The 14,461-nt window shown below is 61.7% G+C and carries 12 protein-coding genes; all 12 read left to right on the top strand.

Annotation, left to right across the window (positions count from 1 at the left end; translation table 11 throughout):
- Nucleotides 1–13 precede the first annotated feature (13 nt).
- The 12 genes from JW799_RS26255 (at nucleotide 14) to JW799_RS26210 (ending at nucleotide 14,291) form a co-directional block, all read left to right on the top strand.
- Complete coding sequence (locus JW799_RS26255) at nucleotides 14–2,539, top strand: glycoside hydrolase family 2 protein (RefSeq protein WP_205432457.1); 2,526 nt, start codon at nucleotides 14–16, stop codon at nucleotides 2,537–2,539.
- Complete coding sequence (locus tag JW799_RS26250) at nucleotides 2,536–3,522, top strand: phosphotriesterase family protein (RefSeq protein ID WP_205432456.1); 987 nt, start codon at nucleotides 2,536–2,538, stop codon at nucleotides 3,520–3,522. The genes JW799_RS26255 and JW799_RS26250 overlap by 4 nt, the downstream gene beginning before the upstream one ends.
- Before the next feature lie 502 nt (nucleotides 3,523–4,024).
- On the top strand, nucleotides 4,025–5,350 hold the full coding sequence (locus JW799_RS26245) for a glycoside hydrolase family 140 protein (protein ID WP_205432454.1): 1,326 nt from the start codon (nucleotides 4,025–4,027) through the stop codon (nucleotides 5,348–5,350).
- Entirely contained in the window at nucleotides 5,343–5,777 is a 435-nt protein-coding gene (locus JW799_RS26240; RefSeq protein ID WP_205432452.1) for a response regulator, read from the top strand. Before JW799_RS26245 ends, JW799_RS26240 begins: the two co-directional genes overlap by 8 nt.
- An 11-nt stretch (nucleotides 5,778–5,788) precedes the next feature.
- A complete protein-coding gene (locus JW799_RS26235; protein WP_205432450.1) occupies nucleotides 5,789–6,961 on the top strand; it encodes a helix-turn-helix domain-containing protein in 1,173 nt (390 codons plus the stop codon).
- Complete coding sequence (locus JW799_RS29040) at nucleotides 6,958–7,779, top strand: cache domain-containing protein (protein WP_240353413.1); 822 nt, start codon at nucleotides 6,958–6,960, stop codon at nucleotides 7,777–7,779. The genes JW799_RS26235 and JW799_RS29040 overlap by 4 nt, the downstream gene beginning before the upstream one ends.
- A 56-nt stretch (nucleotides 7,780–7,835) precedes the next feature.
- Nucleotides 7,836–8,783, top strand: a complete 948-nt coding sequence (locus tag JW799_RS29035; protein ID WP_240353412.1) for a sensor histidine kinase — start codon at nucleotides 7,836–7,838, stop codon at nucleotides 8,781–8,783.
- Nucleotides 8,784–9,000: 217 nt separating this feature from the next.
- Nucleotides 9,001–9,942, top strand: coding sequence for an ABC transporter permease (locus tag JW799_RS26225; protein WP_205432448.1), 942 nt, complete (start codon nucleotides 9,001–9,003; stop codon nucleotides 9,940–9,942).
- 31 nt (nucleotides 9,943–9,973) lie between these two features.
- The gene (locus tag JW799_RS26220) at nucleotides 9,974–10,864 is read left to right on the top strand and encodes a carbohydrate ABC transporter permease (RefSeq protein WP_205432446.1); all 891 of its coding nucleotides are present in this window, start codon (nucleotides 9,974–9,976) and stop codon (nucleotides 10,862–10,864) included.
- Nucleotides 10,865–10,976: 112 nt separating this feature from the next.
- Nucleotides 10,977–11,363, top strand: coding sequence for a hypothetical protein (locus JW799_RS29030; protein WP_240353411.1), 387 nt, complete (start codon nucleotides 10,977–10,979; stop codon nucleotides 11,361–11,363).
- On the top strand, nucleotides 11,288–12,760 hold the full coding sequence (locus tag JW799_RS26215; protein WP_338026373.1) for an extracellular solute-binding protein: 1,473 nt from the start codon (nucleotides 11,288–11,290) through the stop codon (nucleotides 12,758–12,760). The genes JW799_RS29030 and JW799_RS26215 overlap by 76 nt, the downstream gene beginning before the upstream one ends.
- 169 nt (nucleotides 12,761–12,929) lie before the next feature.
- The gene (locus tag JW799_RS26210) at nucleotides 12,930–14,291 is read left to right on the top strand and encodes a glycoside hydrolase family 3 protein (RefSeq protein WP_205432444.1); all 1,362 of its coding nucleotides are present in this window, start codon (nucleotides 12,930–12,932) and stop codon (nucleotides 14,289–14,291) included.
- Nucleotides 14,292–14,461: the final 170 nt, after the last annotated feature.

The following is a 14,461-nucleotide window of genomic DNA, read 5'->3' as shown; positions in this document are numbered from 1 at the left end:
AGGAGAGAGAAACATGACCGAACCAATTTCCAGCCTTGACGTTATCGAACGAAAGCGGTTCAAGCCCGGGCCGTCGCCGCTGGACCGGCCGATCGCTGCGCCGGAATGGACGAAAGGCAAGGCGCCGCATGCGGAGGCGCCCCCGACGATCGTGCTGGACGGCCTTTGGGAGCTGGCCGAAGGAGGGGAGGACGCGGAACGGCTTGGCGGGGGAGCTTGGACCGATGCCATTCCGGCGCGAGTGCCGGGCAGCGTGCATACGGCGCTGGTCGAAGCGGGCAAGCTGCCGGATCCGTCGTTCGGAGAAAATGCGCCCCTGGCCAAGGCGTACAGCCACAGGACGTGGTGGTATCGCCGCACGTTCGAGGCGGTGCCGGGGATGCAGGCGCCGAGGCTGCTGTTCGACGGCGTATCGCCCGCTTGCGAAGTATGGCTCAACGGCCGTCCGCTCGGCTATCACAACGGCGCCTTCGGCGGACCGCACGTCGAGCTCGGGGAGCCGCTGCGGAAACGAAACGAGCTGATCGTCAAGGTGCATCCGGCTCCGCTCGGCAACGAATGGAACGTCTGGCACCAAACGGTCGTGTTCAATTGCAATTACGGCTGGCATTACGTCAACCTGCCGGCTGTCGGCATTTGGCGTCCGGTTCGGATTCGGGGAGCGGCCGAAGTCGAGATCGGCCCTCCGCTCGTCGCCGCGACGAGCGCCGCGAACGCCGCCGAAGGTCTCGTCGACATCTCCCTGGACCTGACGGGCCGCTCGGACCGCTGGTCGGGAACGCTGCGCGGGACGATCGAGCCCGACAACTTCGACGGTCCCGCGCAAACGTTCGAGCTGCGCGTCGGCGAAAGCGAGCGCAGGCGCGAGCTGCGGATTCGGGCCGCGATCGAAAGCCCGCGCCTCTGGTGGCCGCTCGATATGGGCGAGCAGCCGCTTTACCGGCTGAAGCTGTCGTTCGCGCCGGAAGGCGGCGGACTTCCCGACAGCCTGGAGACGACGTTCGGCATTCGCTCGATCGAAATGGCGCCCCTGCCGGAAGGTTCGAACCCGGAGCGGTACGATTGGACGTTCGTCGTCAACGGGAAGCCGTTTTTCGCCAAAGGCAGCGGCTGGTGCACGATGGACGCGCTGATGGATTTTTCCAGGGAAAAATACGATCATTTTCTGACGCTGGCGGCCGCCCAGCATGTGAAGCTGCTTCGGGCATGGGGCGGCGGGATGCCGGAAACCGACGATTTCTACGATTTGTGCGACCGGAAAGGCATCCTCGTCATGCAGGAATGGCCGACATGCTGGGGCAGCCACGTGCATCAGCCCGCCGACGCGCTGGAGGAGACGGTGCGGCTGAATACGCTGCGCCTGCGCAATCATCCTTCGCTCGTCATGTGGGGCGGCGGCAACGAGATCGGCAGCGGACTCGACAGCGCCTCGATGGATATGATGGGCCGGCTCAGCGTGGAGCTGGACGGGACGCGGCCTTTTCACCTGACCGATCCGTGGGGAGGCAGCACGCACGACCATATCGTCTGGAACGGTTGGACGCCGGCCTACAGCTTCGACTATTACGCGAACCTGGAGTCGGTGCTTCTGGGCGAATACGGGCTCGCTTCGGCGCCGAATCTCGAATCGGTTCGCCGCTACATGCCGAAGGAAGAGCTCGAACAGTGGCCGCCGGAGCCGGGCAAAAGCTTTTACCACCATCTCCCGGCATTCGATACGCGCGACGAGATGCGGATTTTGACGGAGTTCGCGGAGTCGTTCGCGCGCTGCGATTCGGTCGAAGCGTTCGTGACCGGCACGCAGCTGGCGCAGGCGACGTCGCTGCGGCACAAAATGGAGCAGGCCCGCACCCGCTGGCCGCACGAAACGGGCAACATCACGTACAAGCTGAACGACGTGTACATCGGCGTCTCGTGGGCGACGGTCGACTGGTACGGCGCCCCGAAAATGGCCCACTACTTCGCGCAGGACGCCAACTCCCCGCTCGCCGCGGTCGTCCGGTTCGGCAAGCTGAACAGCCCGGAGGAGGATCAGGAGCTGCCGGTCTACGTGCTGGATGACAACGGCGAGCTCGACGGCGATTGGACAGTCCGCGTCCGGGCGTACGATCCGGCGCTTGCGCTCGTGTCGGAGAAGACGTTTCCCGGCAAAGGCCGCGCGCCGGAGGCGAGCCGGGTCGGCAGTTTCGAGCTGAAGGCGGCACCGCCGGAGCGGGCGCCCGCGCTGATCGTCTCGGAACTGCTCGACGAAGGCGGTTCGCCGCTGTACCGGACGTTTTATTGGCTGAATTTCGACTTCCGCCAAGGCGTGCTGATGCGCTTGCCGAAAACCTCCCTCGAGGTTGCGGCCGACGACGCCTCCGGCACGGCGACCGTTGTCAACGTCGGGGCGTTCCCGGCTGTCGGCGTGGAGCTTTACCGGGACTCGGCCGAGCCGTTCGTGGCGGGGGACAACTTTTTCTGGCTGGATCCGGGCGAGTCGAAAACGGTCAGCGTCAGCGAAACGGCGGGCGTCGGCACAAGGGGCTGGAACGCATGACGCGGGAGAAGGCGGCCGGCCGACCTTGCGTTGAAACCGTGACGGGTCCCGTCGATCCGGCCGATCTTGGCTATTGTCACAGCCACGAGCACCTTTTTTTGGCGGCGGGCCATCCGCAGACGCTGAACCCGGATTTGCGCATCGACGATTACGGCCTGACCTTGCGGGAGGTGACGGACTTCCGGGAGGCCGGGGGCCGGGCGATCGTCGACGCGCAGCCGCTCGGCTGCGGGAGAATGGCCGGGTGGCTGGCCCGCGTATCGGAGGAAAGCGGCGTTCGCGTCGTCGCTTCCACCGGTTTTCACAAGCTGGCCTTTTACCCCGACGGTCACTGGATTCGCCGCCTGACGCAAGAAGAGCTGGCGGATGTCATGATCGCCGAGCTGCGGGACGGGATGTTCGAAGGCACCGACGATCGCGAACCGGCCGCGGCGGCGAGGATCGATGCCAGGGCGGGCGTGATCAAGACCGCCGTCGACGGCGAGCGGATGGCGGATCCCGACAAGCGGTGGTTCGCCGCGGCGGCGAAAGCCTCTTTGGAAACGGGAACGCCGATCCTCTGCCACGTCGAAAGTCCGGAGCAGGCGGTTTGGCTGTGCGATTTTTACGAGAGCAGGGGAGTGCCCGCCGGCAGCATCATCGTTTGCCACCTCGACCGCAAGCACGAACGTCCCGACGTTCATCTCGGGCTTGCCCGGCGAGGCGTTTACCTCGAATACGATACGATCGGACGGTACAAGTATCATGGCGACGAGGAGGAAGCGAGGTGGATCGCCGGCATGCTGGAAGCCGGGCTGGAGGATCGCCTGCTGCTCGGGCTGGATACGACGAGGGCGAGGCTTCGGGCTTATGGCGGCGAGATCGGCCTGACGCACATTATGGAGAGCTTCACGCCGAAGCTGCTGGAAGCGGGGGCGACCGAAGAGCAAATTCGCAAGCTGATGGTGACGAACCCGGCGCGGGCGTTCGCCACCGGGCGGTGAGTTTGGCCGGGTGATGGATGTCGGACGGTGAGTACGGCGCGAGCGTTTGGTGTCGAGCGGTGAGTGGCACGGGCGATGGGTGTCGAGCGGTGAGTTTGGCGCGAGCGTTTGGTGTCGAGCGGTGAGTTTGGCACGGGCGTTCGCTGTGAGGCGGTGAAGTTCGCACGAGCCCTTGCCGCTCTCCGGCTAGGTTGGATTTTATCCAATCAGCGGAGCGAGAATCGCGAAAAAAGCTCTCTAGGTTGGATTTTGTCCAACGAGCAGTCGGGGAAGAGGAGATTTTTCGCGAAAAGCTCGTTTTTGGTTGGATGAAATCCCACGAAGGTTGAGAGAAGAGCGAAAATGCCGCTCCCGGTTGGATGAAATCCAACGAAGGCGCAGCGAGGGACGACGATGGCAGCGATGGCAACTGAGGCAACGAAGGGTAATGACGCCAACGAAGGCAGAGAAGGCAACGAGACTTGCGAAGAGGCCGAGAAAAAAGCGAAACGGAGGATAGCGCATGACGAAACCATTGCAGAGGCTGCGGGTGAGCGAGAACGGGAGGTTTCTCGTCCGGGAGGACGGGACGCCGTTTTTTTGGCTGGGGGATACCGCTTGGGAGCTGGCGCACCGGCTTGACCGGGAGGACGCGAAGCTGTATCTGGAGAAGCGGGCCGAACAGGGCTTTACGGTAATCCAGACGGTGGCGCTGGCGGAGTTCGAAGGCGCGACGACGGATAACGCCTACGGCCGCAGGCCGCTCGAAACGGATGCGAACGGGCTGCCGGACCCGGCGCGGCCGGATACGAGGGGTGAGTATTCGTACTGGGCGCATCTCGACTATATCGTCGACACAGCCGCGGCGCTCGAGCTGTACGTGGCGCTGCTGCCGACCTGGGGGGACAAGTTTAACCGAATGTGGGGCAAGGGGCCGGAAATATTTACGCCCGACAATGCCGGAACGTACGGAAAATGGCTCGGATCGCGGTATCGCGAGCGGCCGAATATCGTCTGGGTGCTTGGGGGAGACCGGCCGTTGCTTACGCGACGGCATTTTGCCGTTATAGAGGGGATGGCCGCGGGGCTCGCGGAAGGGGACGGCGGCAGCCATCTGATCAGCTTCCACCCGAAGGGGGCGGAGTCGTCGTCCCATCATCTTCACGAGGAGAGCTGGCTGGACTTCAACATGATCCAGTCGGGCCACGGCGAGGCCGAGATCGACAACTACAAGCGGGTGCAGGCCGATTACGAGCGCCTTCCCGTCAAGCCGACGCTCGACGCCGAGCCCTGCTACGAGGACATCCCCGTCGGGTTCGACCCGGCGCGGGGGTATTTCGACGAGGCCGACGTGCGCCGGGCGGCCTATTACGCCGTATTGTCCGGCGCGTTCGGCCATCACTCGGTATGGTCGATGTGCGAAGGCAAATATGCGTCGGCGGACATGGCCGAGCCGGGCCCGTTTTTCATCATGGGCTGGAAGGAAGCGCTGGACCGTCCCGGCGCGCGGCAGATGCGCCATTTGCGGACGCTGCTGGAATCCCGCAACCTGCTCGAGCTGGTTCCGGATCAGGGGCTTGTCGCGCGCAACTGGCCCGGATCCAATTACATGGCGGCTGCGAGGGGCGCCGATTACGCGCTGATTTACTGCCCGAACGGGCTGTACGTCGAAGCCGTCATGGGCCGGATCGCGGGCGAGCGGGCGAGGGTGTCCTGGTACTGTCCGCGGGAAGGCGTTTACCGCCCGGTCGGCGAACGGCCCAACGCCGGAACGCAGCGGTTCGACGCCCCTTCGAGCGGACGCGGTAACGATTGGATACTGGTGATGGAGGGAGTGCGCCATGTATAAAGTGATGATCGTGGAAGACGAAATGCTCGTGCGGATCGGACTGAAAAGCTCGGTCGACTGGAACCGGTTCGGGATGGAGGTCGCCGCTGACTATCCCGACGGACAGGCAGCGTGGGACGGGTATTTGCGGGATAAACCCGACGTCGTCATCACCGACATCCGAATGCCCCGCATGGACGGCATGCAGTTGATCGCGAACATCCGCGAGCGCGACAAGGCGACCCGAATCGTCGTCCTGTCGTGCCTCGAGGAGTTCGAGCTGGCCCGGAAGGCGATGGCGATGGGCGTCTCGGGCTACATTCTGAAGCTGACGATGACGGAGGAGGAGATTTCGGAGACGCTGCACGGCATTCGCGAGGAGCTGGACCGACTGGGCGGCGGGGGCTCGCCGGACGGCTCCAGGGGCTGGGCGCCAGCCTCGACCTGATCAAGGAGAAGATGCTGAAGGACTTCCTTTTTTACGGCATTCTCAAAGCGGAAGAGTTCGAGCGGTTCGCCGAGCAGAGCGGCATGCGGCTGACGGGCTCGCGGACCGTGGCCTGCACGATGGAGGTGGACCGCTACGGGGAGCTCAAGCGGAAGTTCAAGGACGGCCACGGCCATCTGATCAAAATGACGCTGCTGAATCTGCTGGGCGAGATCATGTCCGGCCACAAGCGGGGCGAGGCGTTCTTCCTGGACGAGACGCATTACCTGCTGCTGTTCGATTTTCCCGACACGCCTTCGGAGCTGGCGATCAAGCGGGAGACGACCGTCATTTTAGGCCAGATCCGCGAAGCGATCCGCACCTACTTCAACGGCTCGGTTTCGTTCGGCAGCAGCGGCGTGCAGAGCGGCTTCGGCTCGCTGCCCAAGCTGCACGCGGATTCCAGGCGAGCGCTGGAGCGGAAATTTTGGACCGGCCCCGGCCTCATGCACGAGCCGCAGCAGCCGGCCGATATGGAACCGATCCGGCTTCGCCTGGAGGCGATCCGCAACTTCGAGCCGCTTCGCGCGCTGCTGTCGCCGATGAAGCTGAAGGAGTACGAGCGTTTTGTGGAGTTGATTGAAAGCGGTTTAACGGAGGAGCGGAAGGCGATCGAAATCGGTCTGTTCCAGTTTGTCCAATGGGTCGGGACGAACGTTTACGATGATCGGCAAAACGAAAAAACGCTGCTGTTCAACATCACCGAGCATCTGGAGCAATGCGATTCGCTGCCGGATATGCTCGACCGGATCTCGGCCTACTTGTCCGACATGGCCGAGCAGGCCCGGAGCCAATTGCAGATGAGCGGGGAAATTACGAAGGCGATTCAGTTCATCAAGCGCCATTATGCGGAAAATATAAGCCTGCAGACGGTGGCCGACCACGTCAATCTGAGCTTCGGCTACTTGAGCAACCTGTTTAAAAAGGAGCTGCAGATTACGTTCGTGGACTATCTGAACCGGTACCGGATCGAACGGGCGAAGGAGATGCTGACCGGCACGCAGCTGAAATCGTACGACATCGCGGTTCAGGTCGGGTTTTCCCCGGAGTACACGTATTTTAGCAAGGTTTTCAAAAAAGTGACCGGTCTCAATCCCAACGAGTACCGCAGGCAGTGGCTGGCCGGGTGCCGGAGCGAGCGATGAAGTGGCCGGCCAAGCTTCAGAGCCTGCGGACGCAGCTCATCCTGGTCTTCATGCTCATCAGCCTGATCGTGCTGTCCGCGGCTTCCTACTATATGTACTCGATCATGCAAAACATGATCAAGGACCAGAACCAAAGGTCGCTCTATCAGCAGTTTCAGCAGCTCGATCACAACATCCGCGCGCTGTTCGCCGACATCGACCGGCTGTCCAAGCTGTTTCTCCAGGACGAGCAAATGCAGCAGCTGCTGCTCCATCTGTCGGACAAAAGCGAGCTCGAATTCCTGAACTACAAGAACATGCTGCATGCCCGCATCAATACGTTCATCGGCAACTACGGCTTCGTTCATTCCGTCTACCTGACCTCGGAAAGCCAAGGCGCCATCGGGGGCACCGCCGATACGACGCTCGTCCATCCCAAGGAGGACTGGGGGAACAGCTTTTTCGGGTCGGCGTTTTATCGCCGTACGCTCGAATCGTTCCCGGAGCCGATCATCGTCGGCGGCCTCAAAAAATCGTTCTACAACCCCTACATGACGGAGGCCAACGACGGCACGCTCGTCAGCCTGATGAGAGGCGTGCGGGCGATTTACGACCCGAAAACGAGCGCTACCCTGATTTTTAACGTGGACGAGCGGTATTTGGCCTCGATCTACGCGGTCGAGCTCGACGCCGAAGGCGGCGATATGTATATGACGGATTCGGACGGCGTCATCATTTCCAGCAGCCGTCCCGAGCGGATCGGAACGCGCAGTCCGTTCCGGCCCCGCAGGGCGAGAGCGGCGAGGAGGAAATTTTCGGCAGCCGCGACACTGTCGTAGGCGGCACGGAGGTTCAGGTCGTCTATTACAAGCTGCAGGACGCGGGGTGGTACATCATGAAGGAAATCCCGCTCAACCTGTACTCGGCGCAAATTTTCCAGGCGCAGCGGACGATGGTCGCCGTGTTTTTGCTCAGCATGCTGGCGATGTTCCTCGTTTCGTATTTCTGGCTGCGCAAAATTTTCCGGCCGCTTCACAAACTGTCCGCCAAGATGAAGGACATGAGCCGCGGCGAACTTGGCGTGACGTTCGAGGAGGTCCCGAACAACGAGCTGGGGACCGTCGTCCGGCGGTTCAACGAAATGTCGCTCAGCATCGTCGACCTGATCGACAAGAACAACCGGATGCAGGAAGCGAAGCGGGAGCTGGAAATCGAGGCGCTGCAGTACCAGATCAACCCGCATTTTTTGTACAACACGCTCAACATGATCCGGTGGATGGCCTCCATGATCAAGGCCGACAACATCGTCGGCAGCGTCGTGGCGCTCGGGAACATTTTACGGCCGGCTTTCGCGAGCAAGGAAGCGATGTGCACGCTGCGCGACGAGCTGAACTATCTGGAAAATTACATCAAAATCATCAACTGGCGGTTCAACAACGGCGTCGAATTCGAATTGAGCGTCGCGGAACGGGACCTTGAATACAAGGTGCCGCGGTTTATTTTGCAGCCGCTTGTCGAGAACGCGATCGCGTCCGGGCGGCAGGCTGAGGATTTTTCCATTCATATCGGCATTTTCGCCGCCTGCGAGGACGGGGAGTTGCGCATTGCGGTCAGCGACTCGGGAGAAGGGATCGCCCCCGAGCTGCTCGAAGCCCTGAACCGGATGCTCGCGTCCGGCGAGCGGTCGGAAGACGCCGTCGGGGGAGGCGGCGGGGGCAACGGCATCGGGCTGTACAACGTGAACAAGCGGATCCGGCTTTATTTCGGCCCGGAATACGGCCTTCGGTTCGTCCCGCGGACGATCGGAGCGGAGGTCGTCGTGCGGCTGCCGGCGATCCGGTAGGCAGGCGGGGCCTTATGCGGCGGGGCGCGATCGCGGCGGCCGTCTCGGCTCTTTCCGCGCGCGGCTGCATAATCGTTCAACTTCGCCTTAAAATTGTTCAACCTCGGCGCGGACACCGGGGGATTTTTTTCAACGGATTCGGTAGATCGTTCATTTTGACGGGCCTTCGGCCGCGGTATCCTTGAAGCGTAGAAGCCGGAGAAAGAAGGAGAAGACCATGGAAATCACCTACGCGCGCAGTCAGCCGGAATTGAAAAAGAAATCGAAGCTGTTCCGGCGAGACGGCCTCAAGCTGCTGTTGATGGCGATCCCGTTCATCGCGCTGGCGTTCGCCTTCCACTATGTGCCGCTGTTCGGGTGGATTTACGCTTTTTTCGATTACAAGCCGGGGATTCCGCTCAGCCGCACGCCGTTCGTCGGGCTCGAAAACTTCGCGGAGCTGTTCAGCGATCCGAATATGGCGCGGGTGCTCACGAACACGCTGGCGCTCAGTTTTCTGTCCATCCTAACCTCGCCGCTCCCGCTCGTGCTGGCGATCCTCATCTCGGAAGTGAAAAGCGGATGGTTCAAACGTCTCGTGCAAACGACGTCGACTCTGCCGAACTATATCAGCTGGGTCATCGTGTTCTCGCTCGCGTTCAGCATGTTCAGCGCCGACGGCGCGGTCAACCAGATCATCGAAAAGCTCGGCTTCGGCCCGACGACGGTCAACGTGCTCGGGAACGCGGAGCGGGTATGGACGGTGCAAACGCTGCTTCTCGTCTGGAAATCGGTCGGCTGGAGCGCCATCATCTACTTGGCGGCGATCGTCAGCATCGACGGCGAGCAGTACGACGCGGCCAAGGTCGACGGGGCCGGACGCTTCCGGTGCATCTGGCACATTACGATTCCGAGCGTCATGCCGACGTTTCTCGTGCTGCTGCTGCTTTCGATCAGCAACCTGCTGTCGGCGGGCTTCGAGCAGTACCTGGTGTTCAACAACATCATGGTCGCCGACCGGATCGAGGTGCTGGACCTGTACGTTTACCGGCTCGGCCTTGTGACAAGGGACTATTCGTATTCGACCGCCGTCGGCATTTTCAAGTCGGTCATCAGCATCCTGCTGCTGTTCACGGTAAACGGCCTGTCCAAACGGATCCGCGGCGAAAGCATCGTTTGACGGCAGCGCCCAGTTCAAGGAGAGATGAAAAATGACCAAGCGAAGCCTTAAACTTCCCGATCTGCTGTTCAGCGTCGCGAACTATACGATTTTGTCGTTGCTCGTGATCGTGACGATTTATCCTTTCTACTACATTCTGATCTATTCGCTAAGCGATCCCATCGAGGCGCAAAAGGGCGTATATTTGTGGCCCGCGGGATTTTCGCTGGAAAGCTACAAGTCGACGTTCGCACTGAAAGGTTTGCAGGACGCGGCGGTCGTGTCGCTGTCGAGAACGGTGCTCGGCACCATTTTGACCGTCGTCTGCTGCTCCTTCTTCGCCTATCTGATCACCAAGCAGGAATTGCCGTTCCGGCGCGCGATTTACCGGTTCGTCCTCATCACGATGTATTTCAACGCGGGCTTCATTCCATGGTACCTGACGATGAAGGCGTACGGGCTGCAAAACAACTTTTTGCTGTACATTTTGCCAACCGCCCTGGTCGGGTTCAACGTCATTCTGGTCAAAACGTTCATCGAGCAGCTCCCCGCGTCGCTGGAGGAATCGGCCAAAATCGACGGAGCCGGCTACATCACCATTTTCACGAAGCTTATTTTTCCGCTGTCGATGCCGATTATCGCCACGATCGCCGTGTTCGCCGCCGTCGGGCAATGGAACACGTGGTTCGACAACTTTTTCCTTGTGGAAAATCCGAAACTGCAAACGCTTCAGTTGATGCTCTATCAATTTCTCAACCAGTCGAACGCGATCGCCAACATGTCCACGCAAGAGCTGACGCGGGGAGATACGGTCCGCGCGATGACGCCCGAATCGATCCGGATGACGATTACGATGATCGTGACGCTGCCGATCGTGCTCGTCTACCCGCTGCTCCAAAGGTACTTCGTCAAGGGTATCATGCTGGGGGCCGTCAAGGGCTGATTTTGATTCGGTCAGCCGTTCGCTTACGGAGGATTATCCGGCGCGGGAATCGGGCCTGGCGGCCCGCCCGCTGCCGATAATTATACAAACAATCGTTGGAGGGGAAAAAACGATGAAAATGAAAGGGTTTGCAAAGTCCGCGGCGCCGGTTCTGCTCGCGCTCTCGCTGCTGCTGGCCGCTTGCTCCGGCAATAACGCTTCGCCGACAAACGGGGCAAGCTCGCAAGGCGCCTCGGAGACGGCTTCGGCTTCGGCTTCCGCGAGCGCATCCGCAAGCGGCGGCTCCGATGAGGTCGTGACGCTGCGGCTGCTCGTCATCGAATCGGGGACGAAATGGAATACGTACCCCGACAGCGCGGTCGCGCAAGCGATCGCGGACAAAGTCGGCGTCAAGATCGAGTATGTCGAAGCCGACGAAAACAAATTCAACGTTTTGCTCGCCGGCGGGATCTGCCGGACATCGTCCGCGCCGATCCGAACAAATACGGGCGCCAGCTGATCGAAGGCGATCTTGTCATCCCGATGGACGATATGCTGGCAGAGCTCGGCAAGGACATTACGGCCAACGTTCCGACGCTCGTCGACTACAGCCGCAAAAACTGGAGCGAAGGCCAGAACAAGCTGTATTTCCTGCCGCCGCAGGTGCAGCCGCAGCCGAGCGACGTCGTGAAGCCGCTGACGATCGGACCGACGCTGCGCTGGGATTGGTACAAGGAAATCGGCGCTCCCGAAATCAACAACACGGACGACCTGCTCAACGTGATCGAGCAAATCGTCAAAAACCACCCGACGACCGAAGACGGCAAAAAGGTGTACGGCGTTTCGATGTGGCAGGACTGGGGCCTGTGGCCGTATATCGTTCCGTTCGTCTTTCAGACGTCGCAAACGGCCGTCACCACCGACCTTATGCAAAAGGCGGCGGGAGCCGACGACTTCATCAACATCCTGACCGACGAGTCGTCCAACTACTGGCTCGCGATGGACTATTACAACAAGGCGAACCGCAGAGGGCTGCTCGATCCGGACGCGCTGACGATGAAAAACAACGACTATATGGCGAAGGCGACCGCCGGGCAGCTCGTCTCCGGACCGGCCGACTGGGCGATGGGCGATTTCAACTCGCAGTACGCCAAAGACGGCAAGGGCTTCATGGTCGTTCCGGCCGGCAAGTTCGCCTGGAACGGCGGCGTCAATCCGATCGGCTGGGGAGACAAGAGCTACAGTATTTCCAAGAGCTCGAAGCATCCGGTGAAGGCGATGCAGTTCCTGAACTACTTGTATTCGTACGAAGGCGCAAGGACGATGTACAGCGGCATCGAAGGCACGCACTGGGATATGGTGGACGGCAAGCCGCAGCTCAAGGAAGAAACGTTCGCGCTGAAAACGGCGGGCGGCCAGCAGTGGGAATCGACGGGCATCGCGCTCGACCGCAACCTGATCGCACTCGGCTCCGCGGTCGTCGATCCGGCCACGAACACGCCGGTCGACCTGTTCTCCACCTCCGAGGCGATCATGAAGAGCCTGAACGCGCTGCAGAAGGATTTCAGCGAATACTACGGCGTCAGCCAGCCGGGCGACGTATTCGCCAAGTATATCGAAGAAGGCAAGCTGATCGACTCGAACACGGCGCTCAAGGGCAAAACCCAGGAGCAAATTTTGCAGGAAGCGACGGTCGTGGCTCCGGTGCTGACCGAGGACTTGCTGAAGCTGGAAAGCCAGCTGAAGGAACTGGCCGCCCGGTCGGCCGCGAAAATCATCCTGTCCAAGACGGACGAGGAATTCGCGAAAAACAAGCAGGAGGCGCTCGACGCATTCAAGAAGGCGGGGGCCGACCAGATTACGGAATTCTACAACGCCGCTTACGATCAGGCCCTGAAGGACGCGGGGCTGCAGTAAACCTATGTCAGGCAAGGCGGGATGCGGTCGGCTCGGCTGCTCCCGCTTTTCCGCGCGGACGGATAAAAATGAATGAACGAATGAAAACGGATGGAAACGAATGGAAACGGGTGTCCGGTTTGACCCGTCGCTTGCGCGGCGGAACCGGACAATGAAAGGAGAGGCACGGATGAAATTCAAAATCGCCTTGTCGCCGCGCGCCCGGGAAACGGTCGAAAGCTGGGACGTTCGCCGGCTGCTGAACCAGGTGCTTTGCCCGAACTTCGGTCGGCTCGGCTCCGCCAACCTGCAGGAGTTCGGGGCGATGTTTTTCCACCCGAAGCCGCGCGCCGAGCTGGACGAACAGATTCGCGCGTTCAAGGCGAGCTGCGCCGTCCCGCCCCTGATCGTCAGCGATATGGAAAACGGCCCGGGAGACATGGTGCTCGGCGCCGCCCGGTTCCCGCACATGATGGGCATCAGCCAGACGGGCTCGGAGGAGCTGGCGTACGAAACAGGCAAAATCGCGGCGCTGGAAGCCGGGGAAATCGGCTATAACTGGACGTTTTCGCCGGTGGCGGATTTGGCCGTCGAACCGGACAGCCCGGTCGTCGCCTCGCGCAGCGCGGGCCATACGCCGGAGCATGTCGTCCGGATGGCCGGAGCCTACATGCGCGGCCTGCAGGAGAACGGGATGATGGCGACGATCAAGCATTTTCCGGGCGACGGCTTTACGACGTGGGATCAGCATTTGACGACGCCCGTGTGCCCGCTCGGGGCGGACCAATGGAGAAGCGGGCCCGGGCGGGCGTTTCGGGAGCTGATCGATCAAGGCGCGATGGCGGTCATGCCGGGCCACATCGCGCTGCCGGCGTTCGACGAGCCGGACGGGCGCGGGCTGTATCCGCCGGCGACGGTGTCGAAGCGGCTGCTCGTCGATCTGCTGCGGGGCGAGCTTGGCTTCGAAGGCCTGATCGTCTCGGATGCGATCGAAATGGGCGGGGTCGTCGGCTTCATGAACTACTACGACGCCTGCGCGGACACGATCGAGAACGGCTGCGACATGCTGCTGTTCCCGCGCGTCGACGACCGGTTTTACCGGGAGATGGAGAAGCGGCTGGCGAGCGGCCGCCTGACACTGGAAGCGCTCAAGGATCGAGCGTGCCGCGTTCTTTCGCTGAAGGAGCAGCTGGGACTGACGGCCGCGGACGGGGAGCCGGCGGGCGGGCGAAGCTTGTCGCCGTCGGCCTCGACGAAAACGGCCGGGCCGGCTTCGGGCACGGAAGCCGTGCCGTCGGCCGAGCCGGCTTCGGACACGGAAGCCGCGCCCGGCGGCGGCTCCGCGTCCGTTCGCCGATCATACGGCAGGGAAATCGCGGTCCGCGTCGTGCAGGAGAGCATTACGGCGGTGCGGGATCGCGCCGCGCCGTCCGCCGCCGCCTCGAACAGGCATCCGGTGCACCACATCGAGGGGAAATGGCGGTGGCGGCGGGCAAGTAGCGCACCCGGTGCACCACATCGAGGGGAAATGGCGGTGGCGGCGGGCAAGTAGTGCGTCCGGTGCACCACATCGAGGGGAAATGGCGGCAGCGGCGGGCATGTAGTGCATCCGGTGCACCACATCGAGGGGAAATGGCGGTGGCGGCGGGCAAGTAGTGCATCCGGTGCACCACATCGAGGGGAAACGGTGGTGGCGGCGGGCATGTAGTGCATCCAGTGCAC

The organism is Cohnella algarum (assembly GCF_016937515.1).
Lineage (GTDB): Bacteria > Bacillota > Bacilli > Paenibacillales > Paenibacillaceae > Cohnella > Cohnella algarum.
The sequence above is the reverse complement of the archived record's forward strand: the minus strand, read 5'-3'. Positions and strand labels throughout refer to the sequence as shown.